The sequence below is a fragment of the Micromonospora sp. DT46 genome (assembly GCF_049841735.1).
In the GTDB taxonomy this organism is placed as follows: Bacteria; Actinomycetota; Actinomycetes; order Mycobacteriales; family Micromonosporaceae; genus Micromonospora; species Micromonospora reichwaldensis.
Window position 1 is genome coordinate 16571 of sequence record NZ_JBNCKW010000009.1, and the last position, 24098, is coordinate 40668.

Annotated in this window: 22 protein-coding genes, 1 tRNA gene and 1 pseudogene; 18 read left to right on the plus strand and 6 right to left on the minus strand. The window is 71.8% G+C overall.

The features are described 5' to 3' along the window. Window positions 1–146: 146 nt before the first annotated feature. Together ACLQ20_RS24530 and ACLQ20_RS24535 are read left to right on the plus strand one after the other, a co-directional pair. A complete protein-coding gene (locus ACLQ20_RS24530; protein ID WP_151455222.1) occupies window positions 147–1898 on the plus strand; it encodes a CTP synthase in 1752 nt (583 codons plus the stop codon). Between the two features lie 109 nt (window positions 1899–2007). Beyond that, on the plus strand, window positions 2008–2613 hold the full coding sequence (locus ACLQ20_RS24535; protein ID WP_358121631.1) for an NUDIX hydrolase: 606 nt from the start codon (window positions 2008–2010) through the stop codon (window positions 2611–2613). Between the two features lie 64 nt (window positions 2614–2677). Here ACLQ20_RS24535 and ACLQ20_RS24540 read toward each other — a convergent pair whose 3' ends face one another. After that, window positions 2678–3049: a TM2 domain-containing protein gene (locus ACLQ20_RS24540; protein ID WP_425857787.1), complete on the minus strand. Its 372-nt coding sequence runs from the start codon at window positions 3047–3049 to the stop codon at window positions 2678–2680. A gap of 196 nt (window positions 3050–3245) precedes the next feature. On the opposite strand from ACLQ20_RS24540, the gene ald reads away from it, so the two are divergent. The 11 genes and pseudogenes from ald (at window position 3246) to ACLQ20_RS24595 (ending at window position 14344) form a co-directional block, all read left to right on the plus strand. Further along, on the plus strand, window positions 3246–4361 hold the full coding sequence (gene ald / locus ACLQ20_RS24545) for an alanine dehydrogenase (RefSeq protein ID WP_132234416.1): 1116 nt from the start codon (window positions 3246–3248) through the stop codon (window positions 4359–4361). Between the two features lie 11 nt (window positions 4362–4372). Next, complete coding sequence (locus ACLQ20_RS24550; protein WP_425857907.1) at window positions 4373–5365, plus strand: site-specific tyrosine recombinase XerD; 993 nt, start codon at window positions 4373–4375, stop codon at window positions 5363–5365. 484 nt (window positions 5366–5849) lie between these two features. Further along, the gene (locus ACLQ20_RS24555) at window positions 5850–6773 is read left to right on the plus strand and encodes a ParA family protein (protein ID WP_121397670.1); all 924 of its coding nucleotides are present in this window, start codon (window positions 5850–5852) and stop codon (window positions 6771–6773) included. Window positions 6774–6826: 53 nt separating this feature from the next. Further along, window positions 6827–7783 (plus strand): annotated as a pseudogene (locus ACLQ20_RS24560) (segregation and condensation protein A); the annotation flags it as partial. A 626-nt stretch (window positions 7784–8409) separates the two neighbouring features. Next, entirely contained in the window at window positions 8410–9324 is a 915-nt protein-coding gene (scpB, locus tag ACLQ20_RS24565) for an SMC-Scp complex subunit ScpB (RefSeq protein WP_425857908.1), read from the plus strand. After that, the gene (locus tag ACLQ20_RS24570; RefSeq protein ID WP_121397673.1) at window positions 9311–10081 is read left to right on the plus strand and encodes a pseudouridine synthase; all 771 of its coding nucleotides are present in this window, start codon (window positions 9311–9313) and stop codon (window positions 10079–10081) included. The genes scpB and ACLQ20_RS24570 overlap by 14 nt, the downstream gene beginning before the upstream one ends. A 157-nt stretch (window positions 10082–10238) precedes the next feature. Continuing rightward, window positions 10239–10919 (plus strand): (d)CMP kinase, encoded by a 681-nt coding sequence (gene cmk, locus ACLQ20_RS24575; RefSeq protein ID WP_151453735.1) that lies wholly within the window; start codon window positions 10239–10241, stop codon window positions 10917–10919. After that, entirely contained in the window at window positions 10916–12319 is a 1404-nt protein-coding gene (gene der, locus ACLQ20_RS24580; protein ID WP_327027808.1) for a ribosome biogenesis GTPase Der, read from the plus strand. The genes cmk and der overlap by 4 nt, the downstream gene beginning before the upstream one ends. A 198-nt stretch (window positions 12320–12517) precedes the next feature. Continuing rightward, window positions 12518–12591: transfer RNA gene (locus ACLQ20_RS24585), tRNA-Pro, on the plus strand. A gap of 119 nt (window positions 12592–12710) precedes the next feature. Further along, entirely contained in the window at window positions 12711–13859 is a 1149-nt protein-coding gene (locus tag ACLQ20_RS24590; RefSeq protein WP_425857788.1) for a tyrosine-type recombinase/integrase, read from the plus strand. 239 nt (window positions 13860–14098) lie between these two features. Further along, complete coding sequence (locus tag ACLQ20_RS24595) at window positions 14099–14344, plus strand: DNA-binding protein (RefSeq protein ID WP_425857789.1); 246 nt, start codon at window positions 14099–14101, stop codon at window positions 14342–14344. Between the two features lie 197 nt (window positions 14345–14541). On the opposite strand, the gene ACLQ20_RS24600 is transcribed toward ACLQ20_RS24595, so the two are convergent. From ACLQ20_RS24600 to ACLQ20_RS24615, 4 genes are all read right to left on the minus strand, one after another. Continuing rightward, entirely contained in the window at window positions 14542–15243 is a 702-nt protein-coding gene (locus ACLQ20_RS24600; RefSeq protein WP_425857790.1) for a nucleotidyl transferase AbiEii/AbiGii toxin family protein, read from the minus strand. Then, window positions 15195–15545: a hypothetical protein gene (locus ACLQ20_RS24605; RefSeq protein WP_151453107.1), complete on the minus strand. Its 351-nt coding sequence runs from the start codon at window positions 15543–15545 to the stop codon at window positions 15195–15197. Before ACLQ20_RS24605 ends, ACLQ20_RS24600 begins: the two co-directional genes overlap by 49 nt. Window positions 15546–15950: 405 nt before the next feature. Continuing rightward, window positions 15951–16265: a hypothetical protein gene (locus tag ACLQ20_RS24610; RefSeq protein WP_425857791.1), complete on the minus strand. Its 315-nt coding sequence runs from the start codon at window positions 16263–16265 to the stop codon at window positions 15951–15953. Window positions 16266–16573: 308 nt separating this feature from the next. After that, complete coding sequence (locus ACLQ20_RS24615; RefSeq protein WP_077938073.1) at window positions 16574–17152, minus strand: class I SAM-dependent methyltransferase; 579 nt, start codon at window positions 17150–17152, stop codon at window positions 16574–16576. 241 nt (window positions 17153–17393) lie between these two features. On the opposite strand from ACLQ20_RS24615, the gene ACLQ20_RS24620 reads away from it, so the two are divergent. The 5 genes from ACLQ20_RS24620 to ACLQ20_RS24640 all read left to right on the plus strand — a co-directional run bounded on the left by ACLQ20_RS24620 (window position 17394) and on the right by ACLQ20_RS24640 (window position 22338). Continuing rightward, window positions 17394–18023, plus strand: a complete 630-nt coding sequence (locus ACLQ20_RS24620) for a TnsA-like heteromeric transposase endonuclease subunit (protein ID WP_327031201.1) — start codon at window positions 17394–17396, stop codon at window positions 18021–18023. Beyond that, window positions 18023–19000, plus strand: coding sequence for a hypothetical protein (locus ACLQ20_RS24625; RefSeq protein ID WP_425857792.1), 978 nt, complete (start codon window positions 18023–18025; stop codon window positions 18998–19000). The genes ACLQ20_RS24620 and ACLQ20_RS24625 overlap by 1 nt, the downstream gene beginning before the upstream one ends. Beyond that, window positions 18972–20063: a Mu transposase C-terminal domain-containing protein gene (locus ACLQ20_RS24630; protein WP_425857793.1), complete on the plus strand. Its 1092-nt coding sequence runs from the start codon at window positions 18972–18974 to the stop codon at window positions 20061–20063. The genes ACLQ20_RS24625 and ACLQ20_RS24630 overlap by 29 nt, the downstream gene beginning before the upstream one ends. An 89-nt stretch (window positions 20064–20152) precedes the next feature. Further along, window positions 20153–21196, plus strand: a complete 1044-nt coding sequence (locus ACLQ20_RS24635) for a TniB family NTP-binding protein (protein WP_425857794.1) — start codon at window positions 20153–20155, stop codon at window positions 21194–21196. An 8-nt stretch (window positions 21197–21204) separates the two neighbouring features. Beyond that, complete coding sequence (locus tag ACLQ20_RS24640; RefSeq protein WP_425857795.1) at window positions 21205–22338, plus strand: TniQ family protein; 1134 nt, start codon at window positions 21205–21207, stop codon at window positions 22336–22338. Between the two features lie 228 nt (window positions 22339–22566). On the opposite strand, the gene ACLQ20_RS24645 is transcribed toward ACLQ20_RS24640, so the two are convergent. Further along, entirely contained in the window at window positions 22567–22926 is a 360-nt protein-coding gene (locus ACLQ20_RS24645) for a hypothetical protein (protein WP_327027829.1), read from the minus strand. Window positions 22927–24098: the final 1172 nt, after the last annotated feature.

The following is a 24098-nucleotide window of genomic DNA, read 5'->3' on the forward strand; positions in this document are numbered from 1 at the left end:
GGGCGGGACGTCCCGCAGCCCGCTCCGGGTGCGCCCGGCGGGTGGGCCGGGAGAGGTGTTACCGTGGAATCCCGTGGATCGCGTGATCACTTGGCTGATCGGCACGGCGGTCTGCACGACCGCGACGGACGACACGGGAGCAGGCCTTGGCCCCTTCAGCACGGACGACCAGGCACATTTTCGTCACCGGGGGAGTCGCCTCCTCGCTGGGTAAGGGCCTCACCGCCTCCAGCCTCGGCAACCTGCTCACCGCGCGCGGCCTGCGCGTGGTCATGCAGAAGCTCGACCCCTACCTCAACGTCGACCCGGGGACGATGAACCCGTTCCAGCACGGCGAGGTCTTCGTCACCGAGGACGGCGCCGAGACCGACCTTGACGTCGGGCACTACGAGCGGTTCCTGGACCGGGCGCTCTCCGGCAAGGCGAACGTCACCACCGGGCAGATCTACTCGGAGGTGATCGCCAAGGAGCGGCGCGGCGAGTACCTGGGCGACACCGTCCAGGTCATCCCGCACATCACCAACGAGATCAAGTCGCGGATCCTGGCGATGGCCGACCCGGACGACGACGGCCAGGTGCCGGACGTGGTGATCACCGAGGTCGGCGGCACCGTCGGCGACATCGAGTCGCTGCCGTTCCTGGAGTCGATCCGCCAGGTCCGCCACGACCTGGGCCGCGACAACTGCTTCTACCTGCACGTCTCGCTGGTGCCGTACCTGGCGCCGTCGGGCGAGCTGAAGACGAAGCCGACCCAGCACTCGGTGGCCCAGCTGCGCAGCATCGGCATCCAGCCCGACGCGCTGGTGCTGCGCTGCGACCGGGAGATCCCCGACAAGGTCAAGCAGAAGCTGTCGCTCTACTGCGACGTCGACCGCGAGGCCGTCACCGCCGCCCCGGACGCGCCGAGCATCTACGACATCCCGAAGGTGCTGCACCGCGAGGGCCTCGACGCGTACGTGGTGCGCCGGCTCGGCCTCTCCTTCCGGGACGTCGACTGGGCCAGCTGGGACGACCTGCTGGACCGGGTGCACCAGCCCCGGCACACCGTCACCGTCGCCGTGGTCGGCAAGTACGTCGACCTGCCCGACGCGTACCTGTCGGTCAGCGAGGCGATCCGGGCCGCCGGCTTCGGCCACCGGTCCCGGGTGCAGCTGCGCTGGGTGCCCAGCGACGAGTGCGTCACCCCGTCCGGCGCGGCAGCCGCCCTGGCCGGCGTCGACGGCATCGTCATCCCCGGCGGCTTCGGGGTGCGCGGCATCGAGGGCAAGATCGGCACCGCCCGGTACGCCCGGGAGAACGGCATCCCGCTGCTCGGCCTCTGCCTCGGCCTGCAGTGCATGACCATCGACGTGGCCCGGCACCTGGCCGGCCTCGACGGCGCCAACTCGCTGGAGTTCGACGAGGAGGCCGCGCACCCGGTCATCGCCACCATGGCCGACCAGGAGGACATCGTGGCCGGCAGGGGCGACCTGGGCGGCACCATGCGGCTGGGCGCGTACCCGGCGGCGCTCGCCGAGGGCTCGCTGGTCGCCGAGGCGTACGGCAGCACCGAGGTCAGCGAGCGGCACCGGCACCGGTACGAGGTGAACAACGCCTACCGCGACGCGCTGACCAAGGCGGGCCTGCACATCTCCGGCACCTCGCCCGACGGGCGGCTGGTCGAGTTCATCGAGCTGGACCGGGACCTGCACCCGTTCTTCGTGGCCACCCAGGCGCACCCGGAGCTGAAGAGCCGGCCGACCCGGCCGCACCCGCTGTTCGCCTCCTTCGTGAAGGCGGCGGTGGCCTACTCGGAGGCCGACCAGCTCCCCGTCGACCTGGAGGCCGCCGAGAGCGCGGCGGCGCAGAACGCCGCCCGCAACGGTGGCGCCGCCGCGAAGGCGACGTCGGCCTCGTGAGCGAGCGTAGCGAGCGAACCATCGGGCACCGCTGCGCGGCGTCTCGCGCCGCTGGCACGCGAAGCGGGGCGGCGGCGTGAGCGAGCGGGGCACCGGGCCCGACAGCGGCGTGCGCGCCGTCGAGCACCGCTACGAGGTGCGCTCCCGCACCGAGCGCTACCGGGGTCGGATCTTCGACGTGGTCAGCGAGGAGGTGACCATGCCGGGCGGCGGGACGGGGGTCCGCGACTTCGTCCGGCACGTCGGCGCGGTCGCCGTGGTGGCGCTCGACTCCGCCGGCCAGGTGGTGCTGATCCGCCAGTACCGGCACCCGGTGGGGCGGCACCTGTGGGAGCTGCCGGCCGGGCTAACCGACGTCTCCGGCGAGGACCTGGCCGCCGCCGCGGTCCGGGAGCTGGCCGAGGAGGTCGACCTCACCGCGGGGCGGATCGACGTCCTGGTGGACCTGCACAGCTCGCCGGGCTTCACCAACGAGCTGGTCCGGGTCTTCCTGGCCCGGGACCTGGCCGACGTGCCGGCGGAGCAGCGGCACGAGCGTCGCGAGGAGGAGGCCGACCTCCAGGTCGTCCGCATCGACCTGGACGAGGCGGTCGGCATGGTCCTCGCGGGCGAGATCACCAACGCCTCCTGCGTGGCCGGGCTGCTCGCCGCCGCCCGGGCCCGCGACACCGGCTGGTCGGCGCTGCGCCGGGCCGACGCGCCCCTGCCGGGCTGAGCCGGGAAGAACGTGAAGGGGCCGTGCGGTACGTCCGCACGGCCCCTTTCGTCGTTCCGGGTCGTCAGTCGCGCAGCGGCCGGCCCTGCCCGTCGACGCCACCGTTGATCAGGATCAGGACGCCGTCGACGAGGCCCCAGATGCCGCCGATGCCGCACGTCACGAGGGACACGATGAGCTGGATGACGCCGGTCTTGGTGTCGCCCATGTAGAAGCGGCCGACGCCGAAGGTGCCCAGCACGATCTGCAGGACGCCCGCGACGACCTTGCTCTTGTCGGAGACACCCGACGGGTACCCGGGCTGGTTGGGGAAGCCGGGCTGGTAAGGAGGTGTGGTCATGAGGCGACACCCTAGTGATCCACTGCTCTCCTGTCCGCAGCGGCACCCGAAGAGTGGGACGATAATGGATGAACACTGTCCTGACGGCTGAGGCACGGGTCCCACCGCCGGCCCGGTTCACGCCTGACACATCGTCAGCGGGTGCGGGCACCGGATGTCACTGTGCTGCCTCATCGGGGGCGGCGACGCGCCTAGACTGCCGCCGGCGGGACCGGTGGACCGCGGCGGCAAAGGGGCCGTCGTGGCACCGCGCAGTCGGGGGAGCGCAGCCCCGAAGAGAGGTGTCTGCATCGTGAAGGTCGGAATCCCACGCGAGGTCAAGAACCACGAGTACCGCGTGGCGATCACGCCGGCGGGCGTCAACGAGTTCGTCCGCAGCGGTCACCAGGTCTTCGTCGAGTCCGGCGCCGGCGTCGGGTCCAGCATCGGCGACGACGAGTTCGCCGCCGCCGGTGCCAAGATCCTGGCCACCGCCGACGAGGTGTGGGAGACCGCCGAGCTGGTGCTCAAGGTCAAGGAGCCGATCGCCGAGGAGTACCACCGGATGCGCGAGGGGCAGGTGCTCTTCACCTACCTGCACCTGGCCGCCTCGAAGGCGTGCACCGACGCGCTGGTCGACCGCAAGGTCACCGGCATCGCGTACGAGACCGTCGAGCTGCCCGACCGGTCGCTGCCGCTGCTCGCCCCGATGTCCGAGGTGGCCGGTCGCCTCGCCCCGCAGGTGGGCGCCTACCACCTCCAGCGGCAGGGCGGCGGGCGCGGCATCCTGATGGGCGGCGTCTCCGGTGTGTACGCCGCGAAGACGGTGGTCATCGGCGCCGGCGTCTCCGGCATGAACGCCGCCGCGATCGCGCTCGGCCTGCAGGCCGAGGTGCTGCTGCTGGACAAGAACGTCGCCCGGCTGCGCCAGGCCGACGCCATCTACCGGGGCCACCTGCAGACGGTCGCCTCCAACGCGTACGAGATCGAGCGGGCCGTGCTGGACGCGGACCTGGTCATCGGCGCGGTGCTGGTGCCCGGCGCGAAGGCCCCGACCCTGATCTCCAACGAGCTGGTCTCCCGGATGAAGCCGGGCAGCGTGCTTGTCGACATCTCCATCGACCAGGGCGGCTGCTTCGAGGACTCGCGTCCCACCACGCACGCCGAGCCGACCTACCAGGTGCACGACTCGATCTTCTACTGCGTGGCGAACATGCCGGGCGCGGTGCCGCACACCAGCACCTACGCGCTGACCAACGTCACCCTGCCGTACGCGCTGGAGCTGGCCAACCACGGCTGGCGCGAGGCGCTGCGTCGCGACCCAGCGCTGGCGTTGGGCCTGAACACCCACGACGGGCAGGTCACCTACGGCCCGGTCGCCGAGGCGCACGGCATGGCGCCCCTCGCGCTGGCCGACGCGCTGGCCTGAGAGGTGGCGGGCTGACCGGCACAGCGGACGGGGCCGGCGCGGGCGTGGAGCCCGCGCCGGCCCTGCGTCGTGCCGTCCGTGGCTACCTCGACCACCTCACCGTCGAACGGGGACTGTCGGCGAACACGCTCGCGTCGTACCGACGGGACCTGGAGCGCTACCTGGCCACCCTGGCGGCGGCCGGCGTGCCGGACCTGGCCGCCGTCGGCCCGGGGCAGGTCGAGGCGCACCTGGCCCGGCTGCGCGCCGGCGACGAGGAGCATCCGCCGCTCGCGGTGGCCTCCGCCGCGCGGGCGGCCAGCGCGGTACGCGGCCTGCACCGGTTCGCGCTGCGCGAGGGGCTGGCCGGCGCCGACCCGAGCCGGGACGTCCGCCCGCCCACGCCGCCGCGCCGGCTGCCCCGCGCGCTGCCGGCCGACGCCGTGGTGCGGCTGCTGGAGACCGCCGGGTCGCTGACCGCCGCCGGCGACCAGGCGCCGCTCGCGCTGCGCGACCGGGCGCTGCTGGAGTTCCTGTACGGCACCGGGGCGCGGATCTCCGAGGCGGTCGGCGCCGCCGTGGACGACCTGGACGTGGACGAGGGCACCGTGCTGCTGCGCGGCAAGGGCGGCCGCACCCGGCTCGTCCCGGTCGGGGGGTACGCCGTCGAGGCGGTACGGGCCTGGCTGGTGCGGGCCCGCCCCGGGCTCGCCGCCGCCGGCCGGGGCACCCCGGCGGTCTTCCTCAACGCCCGCGGCGGCGCGTTGACCCGGCAGGGCGCGTGGACCATCCTGCGTCGCGCCGCCCAGCGGGCCGGGCTGCCGGTGGACGGCCCGGAGGCGGTCTCCCCGCACACCCTGCGCCACTCCTACGCCACCCACCTGCTCGACGGCGGCGCGGACGTACGGGTGGTGCAGGAACTGCTCGGCCACGCCTCGGTGACCACCACCCAGGTCTACACCCTGGTCACGGTCGAGCGGCTGCGCGAGGTGTACGCCACCGCCCATCCCCGGGCGCGGGGTTGACCCCGCCCGGCCCCGACCCCGCCCGGCCCCGACCCCGCCCGGCCCCGACCCCGCCCGGCCCCGACCCCGCCCGGCCCCGGCCCCGCCCGGCCCCGGCCCCGCCCGGCCCCGGCCCCGCCCGGCTCTGGCCCCGGCCCCGCCAGGCTCCGCCCCCGGCTCGGCCCCGGCTCCGGCCGCCGCTCGGCCCCGGCCCAGGCGCGGGACCGACCGCCGGGCGGCCCGCCAGGGTGATCGCCGCCGGCCGGCAGGGGCAGCGCGACGGTGTCCGGGGCGGCGCGCGCAGCACGCCGCCGGTGGCTGGCCTGGTCGGCGGGGCGGCGACACGCCGAGCGGGTGCGACCGGGCCGCCGGGCGGTGGCGTACAGTCGGCATCGGCGCGGACCTCCTGGGGCGATGGTGATGCAGACCGGGGTGCGCAGCGGCGCCGCGAAGGACGTCGGACGGCTCCGACGCCGGGTGGTCGTCGGGAGGGGGCAACGAGCACATGGCTGGCAACGGTGACCGTGCCGAGACCTGGACGTCGGAGCTCCGCGAGCAGCAGGCCACGCTCGGGGCGGATCTCGGTCCGGCGGATCCGGCGGCATACACGATGCGTAAGCCGATTCCCGAGCCGATGCCGACCGACCGGCACGGCCCGGCGCGGATCATCGCGATGGCCAACCAGAAGGGTGGTGTGGGCAAGACCACCACGACCATCAACCTGGGCGCCGCACTGGCCGAGTACGGCCGCAAGGTGCTGCTTGTCGACTTCGACCCGCAGGGCGCCCTCTCGGTCGGGCTGGGGGTCAACCCGCACAACCTCGACCTGTCGGTCTACAACCTGCTCATGCAGGACGACGTCACCGCCGAGGACGTCCTGATCAAGACCGACGTGGCGGGGCTGCACCTGCTGCCCGCCAACATCGACCTCTCCGCGGCCGAGATCCAGCTGGTCAACGAGGTCGCCCGGGAGATGGCCCTGGCCCGTGTGCTCCGGTCGGTCCGCAAGGAGTACGACTACATCCTGATCGACTGCCAGCCCTCGCTGGGCCTGCTGGCGATCAACGCGCTGACCGTGGCGCACGGCGTGCTCATCCCGCTGGAGTGCGAGTTCTTCAGCCTGCGCGGGGTGGCCCTGCTGCTGGACACCATCGACAAGGTGCGCGAGCGGCTCAACTTCGACCTGGAGCTCGAGGGCATCCTCGCCACCATGTACGACAGCCGCACCACCCACTGCCGCCAGGTGCTCCAGCGGGTGGTGGAGGCCTTCGGCGACAAGGTCTACCAGACGGTGATCACCAAGACCGTCAAGTTCCCCGAGTCCACCGTCGCCGGTGCCCCGATCACCACGCTCGACCCGGCCTCGTCCGGCGCCCGCAACTACCGTCAGCTGGCCCGCGAGGTGATCGCCGCCCAGGCCGAGCGGTAGGCCGGCGTGCACCTTCGCGTCGAGCCGGCCGGGGCGTGGACTACGGTCTTCCGGTGACCGCGCCACCCCTCGACCCTCCGACGACGCCGGAGCAGCCGCCCGTACGGGCCGCCGAGGCCGTCGCCGAGGTGCCGACGGATCCGGCCGGCGTGCCCGAGGCGGCGGTGGAGAGCGGCGGGTTCACCGTCCGGCTGGCGAACTTCACCGGCCCGTTCGACCTGCTGCTCCAGCTCATCGGCAAGCACAAGCTCGACGTGACCGAGGTGGCGCTGCACCGGGTCACCGACGAGTTCATCGCCTACATCCGCGCGATGGGCGACCAGTGGGACCTGGACGAGGCCAGCGAGTTCCTGCTCATCGCCGCGACGCTGCTCGACCTGAAGGCGGCCCGGCTGCTGCCCGCCGCCGAGGTCGAGGACGAGGAGGACCTCGCGCTGCTGGAGGCGCGGGACCTGCTCTTCGCCCGGCTGTTGCAGTACAAGGCGTACAAGGAGGCGGCGGCGCACATCGCCGCGCTGGAGGAGGTCGGCGGCCGGCGCTACCCCCGCGCGGTCACCCTGGAGGCCCGGTACGCCGACGCGCTGCCCGACCTGGTGCTCGGCATCGGCCCGGAACGGCTGCTGAAGCTGGCGGTCAGGGCGATGACGCCGAAGCCGGTGCCCGAGGTCTCCATCGCCCACGTGCACATGGTCCGGGTCAGCGTCCGGGAGCACGCGGGCATCCTCACCGAGCGGCTGCGCCGGGTCGGCACGGCCACCTTCTCGCTGCTCTGCGCCGACTGCGAGGCCACCCTGGAGGTGGTGGCCCGGTTCCTGGCCCTGCTGGAGCTCTACCGGGAGGGCCTGGTCGCCTTCGTTCAGGAGCAGGCCCTGGAGGAGCTGACCGTACGCTGGACCGGTCCCGCCGACGGCGGCCCCGACCTGCACGTCGACGAGTACGCCGGCACCCCGCCCGAGTCGGCGGGCTCCGATCCGTTGCCGGCCGCGTCGACCGAGCGGCGGCCGGTGTCGGACGGCATGGCCGAGTCGGCCTCGACGTTGGCCGAGCCGGCGGGCTCCGGCCCGCTGCCGGCGGCGGCCGAGCGGCGGCCGGTGTGGGACGGCACGGCGGACGAGAGCGGCTCAGACGCGGTCGCAGGTGCGCTGCCGGCCGACACCGCATCGGCGGCGGACGCCGGGCCGGCCGTGCTCGACAGCGACTCGATGCCGGGTGCGACGGCGGACACCGAATCGGTGGTCGACAACGGCTCGGCGCCGCCTGCGGTGGCGGACGTCGGTTCGGTGGCCGACGCCGGAACGGCAGAGGCTGACAGCGGGGCGGCGTCGGGTGTGGCGGTGGTGGAGAGCGGGACGTCGCCGGGTGTGGCGGCGGACGAGAGCGGGGCGGCGACGCCGGAGGAGCGAGCGGGATGAGCAGCGACGAGCGTCGGGACTCCCTGGCCGACCAGGCCGCCGCCTGGGTGCCGCCCTGGCAGCGCCCCACGACCCCCGCCGCGGCCCCCGAAGCCGGAGATCTTGGTAGTTCCGCGCCCCCTGAGGGGCCTGAACCTACCAAGATCTCCGAGGACTCCGACGCCGCACGGGAGGCGGGCGCGGGGGCGGGCTTCGAGGATTCCGACGCCGCGCCCGGCGCGGAGGTGGGCTCGGGCGCGGCGACTGCCAACGGGGATCAGCCCAGGGAGCCGGCAGGACCTGAGGAGCCGGCATCGGCGGCTGGGCTTGAAGCGCCGGCATCGGCGGCTGGGCTTGAAGCGCCGGCACCGGCGGCAGGGCCTGAGGAGCCGGCATCGGCGGTCGGCCCGGCGGGGTCGGCACCGGTGGCCGGGTCGGCGGGGCCAGCAGGGTCGGCGGGGGAGAGCGGGGCCGCGGTCGGGTCGGCGGGAAGGGGACCGGCGGGGGAGAGCGGGGCTGCGGTCGGGTCGGCGGGGCGGGGACCGACGGGGGGCGTACCCGCGAAGGGGCCGGCGGGGCGGCGGCGGGCGGTGCCCGAGCCGGCGCCGGAACTCGACGACGCGGAGCTGCGCGGGGCGCTGGAGGCGATCCTGCTGGTGGTGGACGAGCCGGTCAGCGAGCTGGTCCTCGCCCAGGTGCTGGAGCAGCCCGCCGAGCGGATCGGGCCGGTGATGGACGAGATCGCCGCGGGCTACACGGCCGCCGGACACGGCTTCGAGCTGCGCCGGGCCGCGGGTGGCTGGCGTCTCTACACCCGCCCGGAATACGCCACCTACGTGGAACGGTTCGTACTGGACGGGCAGTCCGTGCGGCTGACCCAGGCCGCGCTGGAGACACTGGCCGTGGTCGCCTACAAGCAGCCCGTGACCCGGTCGCGGATCTCCGCCATCCGGGGTGTCAACTGTGACGGGGTGATCCGTACCCTGGTCTCCCGCGGGTTGGTCGAGGAGTGCGGCACCGAACCGGACAGCGGGGCGTTCCTCTACCGGACCACCACGATGTTCCTGGAGAAGCTCGGGCTGAACAGCGTCGACGACCTCCCGCCGCTGGCCCCGTTCCTTCCCGACGACGTAGAAGAGCTTGCCGATGCCACGCGATGACCGCACGCCCCGCCCCGACGCGCCCGCCTTCGAGGGGGCCGAGCGCCTGCAGAAGGTGCTGGCCGCCGCCGGCGTGGGTTCCCGGCGCGCCTGCGAGGACCTGATCTTCCGTCGCCGGGTCACCGTCGACGGCCGGGTCGCCCAGCTCGGCGACAAGGTCGACCCCGCCACCGCCGTGATCCACGTCGACGGCGAGCGCCTCGTCGCCGACACCCGACTGGTCTACCTTGCCATGAACAAGCCCCGCGGGGTCGTCTCCACGATGGCCGACGAGAAGGGCCGCACGGCGCTCGCCGACTTCCTCGGCAACCGGGTGGAGCAGCGGGTCTACCACGTCGGGCGGCTCGACGCCGACAGCGAGGGCCTGCTGCTGCTCACCAACGACGGCACCCTCGCGCACAAGCTGATGCACCCGTCGTACGGGGTGCAGAAGACGTACCTGTGCGAGGTGTCCGGGCCGATCCCGCGCAACCTCGGCAAGCGGCTGATGGCCGGCGTGGAACTCGAGGACGGGCCGGCGAAGGTCGACTCCTTCCGGGTGGTGGACACGCTGGGACGGACCGCCCAGGTGGAGCTGAGCCTGCACGAGGGACGCAAGCACATCGTCCGCCGCCTGCTCGGCGAGGCGGGCCATCCGGTGAGCCGGCTGGTGCGTACCGCGATCGGGCCGATCCGGCTGGGCGACCTGCGCGCCGGGCGGACGCGGCGGCTGACCAACGCGGAGGTCGCCGCCCTGTTCAAGGCCGTGGGTGACTGACCCCCGAGTTCGGGGTACGGCTGCCGGTAGGCTCCCTGGCGGCCCGGCGCGGGCGGCGCCCACCGGGCGGCGCGACGCCGGGCATCATTGAGAACGTTTGGACAACCGCTCGCGACACATCCGGTGTTTCGTGAGGTACGGGCTGAGGAGGACGACGGTGGAGGAAAACGAACGGGCCGGGCGATGTGTGGTCGCTGTGGACGGACCGTCCGGTTCGGGTAAGTCCACCGTCTCCCGGCGGCTCGCCGTCGGCCTCGGTGCCCGCTATCTCGACACCGGCGCCATGTACCGCGCCATCACCTGGGCGGTGCTGCGCTCGGGGGTCGACCTGACCGACGCCGAGTCGGTGGCCAAGGTCGCCGGCGAGGTGGACCTGCGCATCGGCACCGACCCGCAGGGGTACGGCGTGACCGCCGACGGCGTGAACGTCGACGCCGAGATCCGTGGGCCGGAGGTGACCGGGGCGGTCTCCGCCGTAGCCGCCGTGCCGGCGGTGCGCGCGCTGCTGGTCACCCGGCAGCAGGAGATGATCACCAATGCCGGCCGGATCGTGGTCGAGGGCCGCGACATCGGGTCCGTGGTGGCCCCGGACGCCGACCTGAAGGTCTACCTCACCGCCTCCGAGGCGGCCCGGGCCGCCCGACGCAGCGCCGAGGATGCCGCCGACGTGGCGGCGACGGCGGCCGACCTGGCCCGGCGGGACCGGCTCGACTCGACGCGCAAGGCCGACCCGCTGACCCAGGCCGCCGACGCCGTGGTGCTGGACACCACCGAGTTGGGCATCGACGAGGTCGTCGGGCGCCTGCGCGACCTGCTGACCGATCGGGGTGTGGCATGACCGACACCGACGGGTGGATCGAGCTGCGGGAACCGGACGTCGACACCGAGGAGCCGACCGGGCCGCAGCCGGTCGTGGCCGTGGTCGGCCGCCCCAACGTGGGCAAGTCGACCCTGGTCAACCGGATCATCGGGCGCCGTCAGGCGGTCGTCGAGGACGTCCCCGGGGTCACCCGGGACCGGGTGCCGTACGACGCGCAGTGGGCCGGCCGGCAGTTCACCGTGGTGGACACCGGCGGCTGGGAGCCCGACGCCAAGGACCGGGCCGCCGCGATCGCGGCGCAGGCCGAGACGGCGGTCGTCACGGCCGACGTGGTGCTGTTCGTGGTCGACGCGATGGTCGGCTCGACGGACGTGGACGAGGCGGCCGTACGGATGCTGCGCCGCAGCGCCAAGCCGGTGATCCTGGTCGCGAACAAGGCCGACAACACCACCATCGAGATGGAGGCCACCTCGCTGTGGTCGCTGGGCCTGGGTGAGCCGTACCCGGTGTCGGCGCTGCACGGACGTGGCTCCGGCGACCTGCTCGACGCCATCATGGCCGCGCTGCCGGAGGCCCCGAAGATCGTCGAGAACCGCCCGCGCGGCCCGCGCCGGGTGGCCCTCGTCGGCCGGCCGAACGTCGGCAAGTCCAGCCTGCTCAACCGCTTCTCGGGCGAGGAGCGGGCGGTCGTCGACTCGGTCGCCGGCACCACCGTGGACCCGGTCGACAGCCTGGTCGAGATCGGCGGGGAGACCTGGCAGCTCGTCGACACGGCGGGTCTGCGCAAGCGGGTCGGCAAGGCCAGCGGCACCGAGTACTACGCCAGCCTGCGGACCGCCGGGGCGATCGAGGCCGCCGAGGTCGCCGTGGTGCTGCTGGACTCCAGCGAGCCCATCAGTGAGCAGGACCAGCGGATCCTGTCCATGGTCACCGAGGCCGGGCGGGCGCTGGTGATCGCCTTCAACAAGTGGGACCTGGTCGACGCCGACCGCCGGTACTACCTGGACAAGGAGATCGAGCGCGAGCTGCGCCGCATCCCGTGGGCGATCCGGCTCAACCTGTCGGCGCAGACCGGCCGGGCGGTCGACAAGCTCGCGCCGGCGCTGCGCAAGGCCCTGGCCAGCTGGGAGACCCGCGTACCGACCGCGCAGCTCAACTCGTGGCTGACCGCGCTGGTGCAGGCGACCCCGCACCCGGTGCGGGGCGGTCGGGCGCCGAAGATCCTCTTCGCCACCCAGGCGGGCGTGGCGCCGCCGCGCTTCGTGCTGTTCACCACGGCTCCGCTGGACGCCGGCTACCAGCGGTTCGTCGAGCGCAAGCTGCGCGAGGAGTTCGGCTACGAGGGCAGCCCGATCGAGATCTCCGTACGCCCCCGCAAGAAGCTCGGCCCCGGCGGCCGGGGCAAGGCGCACGGCTGACCCGCCCGATCTGAAGCCGGGTGGGAGCACGCTCCCACCCGGCTTTTTCGCAGCCCATCAACTTCCCTATCCTCCTAGGATGCTGTAGGGGATGTGCGCGGGACGACGCGTTCCGGCACGGGAGGGGGCAGTGCGGACGGCGCGAAGATCCTGCGCTAAGCTGTACCGGCTGTCGCGGGGAGATCCGCGCGAGAGCATCGGGACGTGGCGCAGCTTGGTAGCGCACTTGACTGGGGGTCAAGGGGTCGTCGGTTCGAATCCGGCCGTCCCGACTGGTGTTCACCAGCGGATATAGAAGATCATGTGTGATCTTGCGGTAACGCTGGCGGTAACGGAGATCGCTTAACGTGGGTTGCATCCCCCGATCCCGTTACTGCGGAGGTGCAGCCTCGTGGCTGTCTACAGCTACCGCCTCGCCAACGGTCAGACCCGCTGGTTCTTCATCATCGACCTCCCGCCCGACACCAACGGGCGCCGCCGCCAGCACAAGCGGCAGGGGTTCCCCAACCAGTCCGCTGCCCTGAAGGCGGAGGAACAGGCACGCGCCGCGTACGGCGGAGCGGACCTTGGCGCTGACGGCAGCGTCGCCGCCGAGCTGGAGAGCTGGCTCAACGAGCGTGAGTTGGACGTCCAGGAGACGACGCTCAGCAACTACCGGGACGTCATCCGCTGCTACGTGGTTCCGCACATCGGCGGTCGGCAGCTCTACGCTCTCGACAAGCGGGTAATCCACGACCTCTACAAGAAGCTGTTGAAGTGCGGCGGCAAGAATGGTGGGCCGCTGTCGCCGACCACCGTCCGCATCGTGCACCGGATCATGATGAAGGCGCTGGCCGACCTCGGGGTCAACGTCGAGGGCGTGCGGCAGCCCCGGCAGGCCGAGCGGGAGACGATGGGGCGCAAGGGCGTCTGGACGCCGGCGCAGTCGGCGAAGTTCCTCAAGTACCACGCCGACCACCGACTGCGTGCCGCGTGGGTGCTGGCGATCGTCGTCGGTGCCAGGCGTGGGGAGCTGGCTGGTCTCAAATGGCCGCGCGTCGATCTTGATCGCGGCGTGCTGCTGCTGCACTGGCAGCGCACGACGACCAGCAACGGGGTGGTGGAGAAGGCGCCCAAGGGCAAGAGCAAGCGGGCGGTAGCGCTCGGGCCGGCCCTGGTAGCGGAACTGCTCGCCCACCGGGAGCGTCAGGCCGTGGAAAAGACCGAAGCTGGGGTCCTGTACCACGACGGCGGTTACCTGTTCTGCCGCGAGGACGGGGAGCCGTACTACCCGAAGTACTTCACCGACCAGTGGGCGAAGGCGTGCGCGGATGCTGGGGTGCCCGTGATCGCGTTGCACGACGCCCGGCACACCTCCGCTACCACCGGCGCCGACGCCGGTGTTCCCGAGCACGTGATGCAACGGCGGCTTGGTCACGCTGACAGCCGGACGACGCGGGAGGTCTACACCCACGTACTGCCGGAGAGCGAACGGAAGGCCGCAGAGCTCATGGAGGCAGTACTCGGCGACGCAGCGACCTGGTCGCCGCGGAATAGCTAGACCGAAGACGCTGGGTCACGCCCGACTGCAGTACTTCTGGCTGCGGAGGTTTCCGGTGAAAGAGCCCGATGTCGGGACCGTCAGCTCGGGGATCGGCACGGTAGCCAGCGGCTGTGGCCGTTGCCGTTACCCGTGGCGGTTGCTCTCACTCGGCAACGCGCCGAGTAACCGGATGATCGCATCGTGAGGGCTGACGCCGGTATCGGCGTGCTCACGACCTCAGGGGAGGGCGGCGGACGATGTCAACGACCACAGCTGGCGGACGCAAGCCGGGCCAGGCGCTAAACCCGGTCTGGACGATCGAGGCGGTGCGGGAGCTCGGCGTCACCACCGACGTGGAGACCGCCGGAGCGATCCTGGGAATCGGGCGCACCAAGGCCTACGAGCTGGCCAAAACCAACAAATTCCCGGTACGCCTTCTGCGCGTCGGCCGGCGGTACCTCGTGCCCGTACCGGCGATCCTCAAGCTGCTTGCCATCGAGTAGCCGACCTGCCGCTAGCCAGGCTCAGAGCCTGAGACAGGGAAGCCCGGGACCGACCGGGCTGGTGCGCCGACAAAACAAAAGGACCGACGGCGCGCACGGTGTGAGCCGGCGCGCCGTCGGTCAGCCGTGTGAGTCGTTACGGTCCAGAGCGCTGGGACAGCGCCAATGAACTCCTGCAGCTCGGTGCGCCCGATCGATCAGCGGGGCCAGGCTGCGAAGCGTCGCCGTAGCTGTACCACGTCGGCGCGAGTGAGCTGGTACGGCACGAATGCCTCGTCGGGCATCCTGTCCAGGCGCCGACCCACCACTGGACCGTCCTTTGCCTCAAGTCCGGGGTCAACGCGGCGGGCCATGGCCAGCAGCTGGGCCGGTGTGTACTGGTCAAGCACTGCGGCCACATCGACGTAGTCACGCTCGCGGGCTCGTCCCACGAGCGCGGTGACTTTCCAGGCGAGCAGGTCAGCCAGGTCCATGACCGGGCCGACATCCATCACCACCGGAGCATGGAGCCGTGCCTGACAGGACAGGCTCAGCCGGACCACCTTGTTGCCCCGTTGAATCTCCCATTCCGTCATGTGGTCGTCAAAGCCGTAGATCACTGCCGACAGCTCGCTGTCGTCGGCGACCCGTGATACCTGGAAGCCTGCTTCGAGCAACGCCGTCTCCACGGCCTCGGTCGCTGCGGCGACTCCGTCGGCGCGGTCGGTGAAGGCATCGACGTCCTCGGTCGGCCGGTCGACGACTCCGTGCAGGAGCAAGGCCAGTCCACCGCCGAGGGCAAATCCGTGCCGCTTGGCTACGGAGAGCGCGACCCGCGCGACCTCGACGTGCTCTGGGTCAGGGTGAGGCATCAGGCTGCGGCCGAGATCTGGCGCAGCACCGCATGCCGGTCCTCCCATGCGTGGCGCACACCCCGCGGCAGGTAGAGGTCGTTCCATACCCGGATCAGGGTCGGACCGTCGAGCCAGGCGCAGAGTTCATCAACCCGCACCGCTTCGGTCAGCACGACCTCGTACAGGGCGTTGCGCGCCCATTCCTGGTCCAGGTTGACGCTGCGGTCTGGCCGCCAGAGCAGCCGGTGTGGCAGCTCCACGACACCGCTGGTCGGCCCGTGCAGGGCGGCAAGATCGTCTACGACCACGGCGGATCGGCCCGGCCGGGCTAGATACCGCCGGGCGGAACGGGTCGAAGTGGCGCCCATGCGTCGAGGGTAGCGCCTCGAATGGGTAAAGGCGGGATGCTGCCGATGCCAACCGGGACGCCGTCAACGGCGGTCGGTCATTGGCTCCGCCTCGGCTCGTCGGCATCGCGACCGCCGCCACGGCACCGACTCGCTAATCATGGCCGCGCAGCCTCTGCCATAGGGACAGCGAGGGGCCGGTCAGCCAGCGCTGCTGTCGTGGCACGATCAACCCTCAGCGCTGCCCGTCGATGCCACGGACGTGGCCGCGCGTCTGCCAACCCGCGGATCCACACGTCGGCGCAGAGCTCGTTCGCCGATCCCACCGCCGCCAGCCCGAACGCGTTCTCCCCGGCGGCCGTCCGCGTCTCGTCGCCAAAGTCGTCGAGCAGATAGTCCTCGCCGGGTTCCCGTCACCGCGGAAGGTCAGCGTGGTGGTGCCGGCCCGAGCCTCGTATCCCACTGCGCCTCGCTGGGCAGCCGGAACGGCAACAGCTTGAGCAGGTCGTCTTCGAGCCGCGCCGTGCAAGTGTCCGCCTGGGCGTACGGGTCCTCGTGCTCGGGCAGCCAATACCGGACCTGCGCCACTGTCAGCGGGTGCCGGGCGACTAGGAACGGCTCGACCCGCACCTCGCGTATCGGCTGTGCGTCCCCGGCGCCAGCGACGGACGGCTCGACGGTGTCCTCGACCTCGCCGCTGCGCTTGATGGCGCGTACCGCGTCCAGCTCCGCGTGGGCCAACCACCACCCCGCCGGGTGCCCTCGACCGCGCCCGGTCGAGATTGGCGGCCAATGGCCATATCTTGCTCCGACCGTGGCGGGTTTCATCCGATGCAGTCTTCGCGACCGTTCTGTCCCGTCCGCGTTGAGTTGGCACCGTCCGGTATGACTTGGCACGAGGTTGGCACTGTCCGGGTTGAGGTGGCACGTCCGGTACGGTGCTGTCCGGTCTCAGCGAGGTTTGAGGGTTCTCGGCGAGTTGACAGGCTTCCCGATGAGTGTGCGTGTATTTGGTCTCGACCGGCAGTCAGCTGTGTGCCGATCGGGCACTACGGCGCGGCGACTGTTGCGGCAATGGCCGCGTACTTGCGGTCCGGGCGGTCCGGGGACTGCTGCTGCAAGCGCTGAAGTTCGGTGAAACCAGCCTTTGCCAGGCGGGCAGAGAATGTGTCTACGGGCCAGCGGTATGCCGTGTGGACCTTGTGGTCGAACGCGGCCACATCGTCGTCGCTGTCGAAGAAGCCGATCACCAGGTTCCCGGAAGGAGGCAGCATCCGGCGGAACTCGGCGAGTACCGCATCCAGCTCCGATGGCGGTAGGTGGATGGTCGAGTACCAGGAGAGGATGCCGGCCACCGAGTGGTCGGGAAGGTCCAGGTCCGTCATTGATCCGAGCTGGAACGCCGGCCCGGGAAAGTGGGTCCGGGCGTAGCCGATGAACTCAGGTACCAAGTCGACGCCGGTCACGTTGGCGCCGAGCGAATGCAGGTAGGCGCTCCAATGCCCGGGGCCGCAACCGAGATCGAGCACGGCGCCGTCCAAGCCGACGAGGTGGTCTCGGACAAGGGCCGTGTCATCCACGTGGGCCTGCCAGTCACCATCGAACAGGGCGATGTACTGCTCGGACATGTGCGAGTAGGCGTCGCGGACCGGCTGGTTGCTCACGGCGCCACTCTAAAGTCTGCCCGCGTTCCGCCCCGAACCCAGTACGCGTCCGGGTTGAGGTGGCACGTCCGGTACGGTGCCGGGGTGCTGCGCGCGGTGCCGGGCCTGGGTGGGCCGCTGACGGCTGAGTTCGAGGTGGGCTACGTCGGCGCCGAGGGATCGGAGGTCCGCACCTCCTTGATCGACTCGGCGGGGGCTGTTCGAGCTGGTCAAGCCGGTACGCGGCTTCCCGTCGTACAAGCGGCAGCGCAACTTCCCGGGCTTGTGGTGGTCGTCGACGACCGGCGCTCACGTCGGGTACGAGTCGTGGCTGGAGCGCGATCACCTGATGCTGCTCGACTTCGACCCGGCGGTGGCCGGGATCGCGTCGCAGCCGTTCTGGCTGTTCTGGGACGACGAGGCTTCCGGCCGGCGCCGTTCGCACGCGCCGGACTACTTCGCCCGGCTGGCCGACGGGCGGGGCCTGGTGGTGGACTGCCGACCAGTCGACCGGATCAAGCCGCGTGACGCCGCGGCGTTCGCCGTGACTGGCCGGGCGTGTGAGCTGGTCGGATGGGAGTATCGGCTGGTCGGCGCGCCGGAGCTGGTGATGGTGCGCAATGTGCGCTGGCTGGCCGGTTACCGGCATCCGCGGTACCGGCTGCCGGCGGTGGGCGCGGCGTTGCGGGAGGTGTTCGCCGAGCCCGCGCAGTTGATGGACGGTGCTGGCGCGGCGGGTGAGCCGATCGCGGTCCTGCCGGTGTTGTTCCACCTGCTGTGGTGCGGTGAGCTGGCCTGTGACCTCGGGGTACGGCTGCACGAGGCGACCATCGTGACCACGGCCGGGGCCTGCTGATGGGCGCGGGCAAGTTGCCGGTGCTGCGTGTCGGGGAGTGGGTGCGTTTCGACGGCGACGAGCACCAGGTGGTGGCGCTGGCCGGCACGTCAGTGCGGCTGCGCTCGCGGGGTGGGGTTGCGCAGGTGGTGCTGCTGGCGTTCCTGCTCGCCGCCGCGGACTTCGAGCTGCTCGACGAGCAGCAGGCGGTGCCGGCGGTGGAACCGCTGGGGCTGCTGGAGACCCTGCCGCACGAGGTGCTCGAGCGGGCCCGGCGCTGGGAGCGGCACCTCGTCGAGGTGGTCACCGGCCGGGCACCGGAAGCGCCGGAGGGCGCCGGGCCGCGGCCGGGTTACGACCCGGCGGCGAGCACGCTGAAGGACCGCGACGCGGCCAAGGCCGTCGAGCTGAGCGCCGCCGGGCAGCCGACCTCGGCGCGGACGGTGACGCGGATGCGGCTGCGCTACGCCGAGCAGGGCCTGTGGGGGCTGGTCGACCAGCGATACACCCGCGGCAGCGACCCGGTCGGCCGGGCCGACGAGCGGCTGGTCACGGCGATCCGCGCCGAACTGGACGCGCAGACGCACGCCTCGACGGGCACCCGCGGGCGCCTGATGCGACGGGTGCGCACCGCGCTGGACGCCGAGCACGGGCCCGGGGTGGTGCCGATTCCGGGTCGCAGCGCGTTCTACGAGTTGGTCGGCGTGCTGGCCGGCGGGCGGCACTCGTTCGGCGCGGCGACCACGCGCCGGTCCCTGGCCAACCGGCCGGTTGCGCCGTTCACCCCGACGTTCGCCACCCGGCCCGGTGAGCTGGTGCAGATCGACTCCACGCCGCTGGACGTGATGGTGCTGCTGGACTCCGGCGTCCCCGGCCGCCCCGAGCTGACGATGGTCGTCGACGTGGCCACCCGCACCATCGCCGCGGCGGTGCTGCGCCCGGCCGGCACCCAAGGCCGTCGACGCCGCGTTGCTGCTGGCCCGCACGCTGGTCCCTGAGCCGATGCGGCCCGGCTGGTCGGCCGCGCTGCGCATGTCCGCCTCCCGGCTGCCACACACGCGGCTGCTCGACATCGACGCCCGGCTGGAGACCGCCGCGGCCAAGCCGGTGATCGTCCCGGAGACGATCGTCATCGACCACGGCCGGGTGTTCGTCTCCGAGGTGTTCACCCGCGCTTGCGACCGGCTGGGCATCTGTATCCAGCCGGCCCGCAAGGGCACCCCGACCGACAAGCCGCTGGTCGAGCGGCAGTTCTCCTCTATCGCCAGCCTGTTCTGCCAGCACGTCGCCGGCTACACCGGCGGCAACGTCACCCGCCGCGGCGACCGGATCACCGACGAGCCGCTCTGGAGCCTGCCCGAGCTGCAAGACCTGCTCGACGAGTGGATCGTCGCCGGGTGGCAGCACCGGCCCCATGACGGGCTACGCGACCCGCACGCGCCGCGCCGGGCGTTCAGCCCGAACGACGCCTACGCCGCGATGGTCGCCGTGTCCGGCTACCTGCCCCTGACGCTGTCCGGGACCGACTACCTGGAGCTGCTGCCGGTGCACTGGCGCCACGTCAACGAGTACGGCATCACCATCGACCACCGCACCTACGACGACGACGCCCTGCCCCACAGCGAACGCTCCACCGTCGCTGAGCAGGGCGGGCGCTGGGAAGTGCACTACGACCCCTACGACCTGTCCCACGTCTATGTCCGCACCCCGGCCGGCTGGATCACCGCGGCCTGGACGCACCTGCCGATGGTCAGCGCGCCGTTCGCCGACTTCACCTGGCGCCACGCCCGCCGGATGGCCGCCGCCCGCGGCCTGCCCGACGACAACGAGACCGAGGTCGCCCGGGTCCTCGACGAGCTGCTCACCCGCGCCGGCAACGGGCCGCCGAACAAGGCCACGGCCCGCGTCGCGGCCCGCACCCGGGCGGCACGCCGCCGGGTGCTGCCCGAGGCGCAGGTCATCGACCTGCCCACGCCCGCACCCGCACCCGGCGCCGGGCCGGCGCCGGTGGAGCCGTTCGGGCTGTTCGACGTCGACGCCGAAGCCGAGCGCTGGCTATGACCCGGCGCAGGGCCACAGTCCCGGCTCCCGTCTCGGTGCGCCTCCGCCGCAAACGTCCCTTCCGATTGAGAGGCAAAGGCCCCGCCCCGATGGAGCACCTGAGCCAGCCCGACCAGGCCAAGCAGGTCCTGGCCGACGAGCCGTTGACCACCAAGGAGGGCTGGGCGCGGTTCGTGGACCGCCGGCCCACCCCGCCGGCCGCCGGCGACGGGACCGACACCGACGACGCGCGCATCGACTACCTGTCCGAGCTGGTCATGGTCAACACCCCGGTCGTTGCCGAGGTCGTGGCGACGGCACGGCGCTTGGTGCTGCTCAACCGCCGCCAGCTGTCCGCACGCCGCGGGCTGATCGTCACCGGCGTCCCGGGCACCGGCAAGACCACCGCAATCACCGCGCTGGGCCGCACCCACGAAGTCGCGGTGCGTCGCCGGCACCCGCACGAGAAGAACCGGCTGCCGGTCGTCTACGTCACCGTCCCGCCCGCGGCCACACCCCGGATGCTGGCCGTCGAGTTCGCCCGCTTCTTCGGTCTGCCGCTGGGCCGCCGGGCCAACATCACCGACGTGACCAACGCCGTCTGCGCGACCGCCGCTCACGTCGGTGTCGAGCTGGTCCTGGTCGACGAGGTGCACAACCTCAACCTCGCCACCCGCGCCGGGGCCGAGGTGTCCGACCAGCTCAAATACTTCGCCGAGCGGCTGCCCGCCACGTTCATCTACGCCGGCGTCAACGTCGAACGCGTCGGCCTGTTCGCCGGCCCCCGAGGTCAGCAGCTCGCCAGCCGGTTCACCACCATCCCCACCACCGCGTTCGCCTACGGCACCGCCGACCAACGCGCCGCCTGGCACGCCCTGGTCGCCAGCCTGGAAGCCACTCTGCCGCTGCGCGCCCACCAGCCCGGAACGCTCGCCGCGCTGGACGAGTACCTGCACCGGCGCACCGCCGGCATGATCGGCAGCCTGTCGCACCTGGTCCGCGGCGCCGCCATCGACGCCATCCTCAACGGCACCGAACACCTGACCCGCGCCCACCTCGACCGGGTCCGCCTCGACCACGCCGCCGAGGCATACGCCGCGACCCACCCCAGCCCCGCACCGGCGCCACGGGCGCCGGCCGCCACGACCGCATGATCCGAAGGTTGCCGATCACGGTTCGGCCTGCCCAGCAGGAAACCGTCACCTCCTACGTCCGGCGCCTCGCCGCACTGCACTCCATCGGCTACCGAGACCTCTGGCAGCACCTCAGCGCTTCGGTGCCCTACGGCGGCACCAGCAAGCGCCGCCAGCTCATCGTCGCGCAGCGGCTCGTCGCCGCGACCGGCCACCAACTCGCCGCGCTCGCGCACGCGATGCCCGAACTGCGTGACCCCGCCCCGCGCTGGCGGGAGTTGCGTCACCTTCCCCAACGGGCCTGCCCCGTCTGCACCGCACGGCACCCGGGCGGGCCGGTCGTCCGGTTCTTCGCCCACCACGAGTTCGTCTGCACCCGCCACGGCTACTGGATCGGCCCGCCGGTCCCCACCATCCCGGACCTGCGTCCTCGACAGCTCGCGCGGCTGGTCCCCGAACTCGTCACCGCGCAGCGACGGCACACCCGGCTGCTGCGCCGCCGAGGCTGGCGGCACGTCTTCAACGCGTTCGACGTCTCCATCGCCGTCTGCGTCGACCGGCGGTTTCAGCAACGTATCGACGTTCCCGGACGCCGCAGTTGGCAGGAACGCATCGACCTGCTCATCCCTACCCGCACCCGGTTCAATACCTCGGTGTTCCTCGCCGCGTTCTACCCCGAGATCGTCAACCTTGCGCGGCTGTTCTGCTCGCCTACGTGGCGGGCCGTTGCCCGCCGGGCGCTGACCTCCGCGGAGCACCGGCTCACCATCACCGCCGACATCAGCCGGCAGATCGGACCTGAGCCCGTCCCCCATAACTGGCCCGTCACCCAGGAGTGGACCGGGTACGAAACGGACCGTTGGCTGCGGGCGATGGCCGGCCTGCCGGATGTCGTCGTGCCCAACCGCACGTTCCCGCAGACCCGCCGGGTCACCTTCGACGGCGTCCCGGTCAACCACGCCACCTCCGACGAGACCCTCGCCAAGAAAGCCAACAAGGAGTTCAACAAGCACCGCCATGTTCCGAGCTGGGCGCTACCGAACTACGCCGACCGGCCCACCAACCACGACCTGCCGCTCGACTACCAACCCGAGCCCGAACACCACCCACGCCTCAGCCTGTCGCAGCTGCTGGACGCACTCATCGCCGACAGTGCCAAGTAGATCCGGACGACTAACCTGATCTTGTCCGCGCGGACCTGGCACAACCGCAGCTCAGGCACCGACACCAGTGCCACTTTCCGCCGGACGGGACACCAGAGGGGCGTTAACCGGCCAGGCGTCACGATCACGCCTCAGTCGCCTTCCTAGATCGTATGTCGCAGGTTCGAACCCGCCCGTGGGCACCAGGTCACCGCCGATCCGCGACCGCTGTCCCGCCCTTCAGCGGTGTCACGCTGCCTGCCGCGACCGCCTCAGCCGGCTCAGGTCGACGCCGTAGGCGAGCGCGATGGTGAAGGTCAGCGCCGCGCCGGCCCAGGCGGCCCACCAGAACAGGAAGCCGCGCAGGTCGAGTCCATTGCCGTTGGCGAGCATCGGGTCGTACGGCGGAGGAAACAGCCGGTGGAAAGCAGGACCGCCGAAGAGGAAGATTGCCCCGGACACGATCATGCCGCTGGCCACGAAGCGCCGCAGGGACCGCCTGCCAAACTCTCGCTGCCGCCGGATCAGGTTGGCGACCAGGCTCAGGCCGATTGGTCCGCCGAGGACGAGAGCCCCGCAACCGATGAGCGTCGCTGTCCCGTACGTCACGGACCGATGCTACTTCCGTACCTGACCGTGATCGAACGCAGGAACCAGGATGGCCGGCGGGTCACGCTCGTGCACGGTGGCGGCAGGCCAAGTGTGGACGCTGCAGCCCTGCCGGTGCGGCCGGACACCGATGTGCTGGGGTGACCTTCCGACCTCGGAACGCCTGCAGGGGACGTAAAGCAGCGGCGAGGCAGCAGGAGGGCAGCACCAACGTCGGTCGAGTCTGGTCCATGACGTCAAGCAATGCGTACCAACGCCTGCTTGTCGACCCAGCATGGTACGGCCCAACACCGGGCGGTAGGTTGAGACCGCATCCCTCCAGCGGGGTCAACCGGGGTCGCCAGAGGAACGGCTGTCGACAGCAACGTTGCCGGACGGCGGCACTCTGCCGAGCGCTCGCAGAGTACTCAGGTCTACGCCAATGCTCGTCCCGGACCGCACGGAACTCCGCCCGCCGCGCTCGGCCTGCTGGCGGCCTCCGGCCGGCATCGGCCGGCGCGGCGGGCCAGACTGCCCGGCCGCGCTACTCCGCTGGGTTCGCCGCAATGAGTAGGTGGCCCCACTTGCGCTGGGACCAGCTCAGCAGTCCAAGAAGGAAGACGACGGGACCTCCTAAGGTCCACAGCACGCCGACCTTCTGGCTGCCAGGGAAGGAGACAACTTCTGCGACCAGAAGAACTCCGACGACGGCTACCAACGCGCCCGTCGCAGGCTGTAGCCATCGCGGTAGGCGGTTCGAGCGGCTCTTATGTAGCAGATACTCCCCGTACTTGCGGGCGGCTAGGGATACCTTGGGATCCGGCGCTGACTTTCCCTCCTTCGCTCGCAGTACGGCCTCGCGTCGCTGCTGGGCACTCACCCGACGCCAATCGGTGCGGGCCTGCCGTCGCTGCTGCCAGGTTAGAACGAATAGATCATCACGCACGTCTGGGAGGGTAGCCGGTTCAGACCAGCAGGCAGCACGAGAATGGCCGTGCCGATTGCGTAGGTGGTCGTCCGCCGCCGTGGTCCCGGCAATCGCTGCCGCACCGCTTCGCGGCTTGCCACCGAAGTACGTGGTTCAGGCGCGCGACAACCCGGCGCCACTGCAAGCCGCCCCGGCCCGAAGGCCGGGGCGGAAAGCCGTACGACGCCGGACGACCGCGCCCAGGGCGAGCCGTGCCAGCCACGTG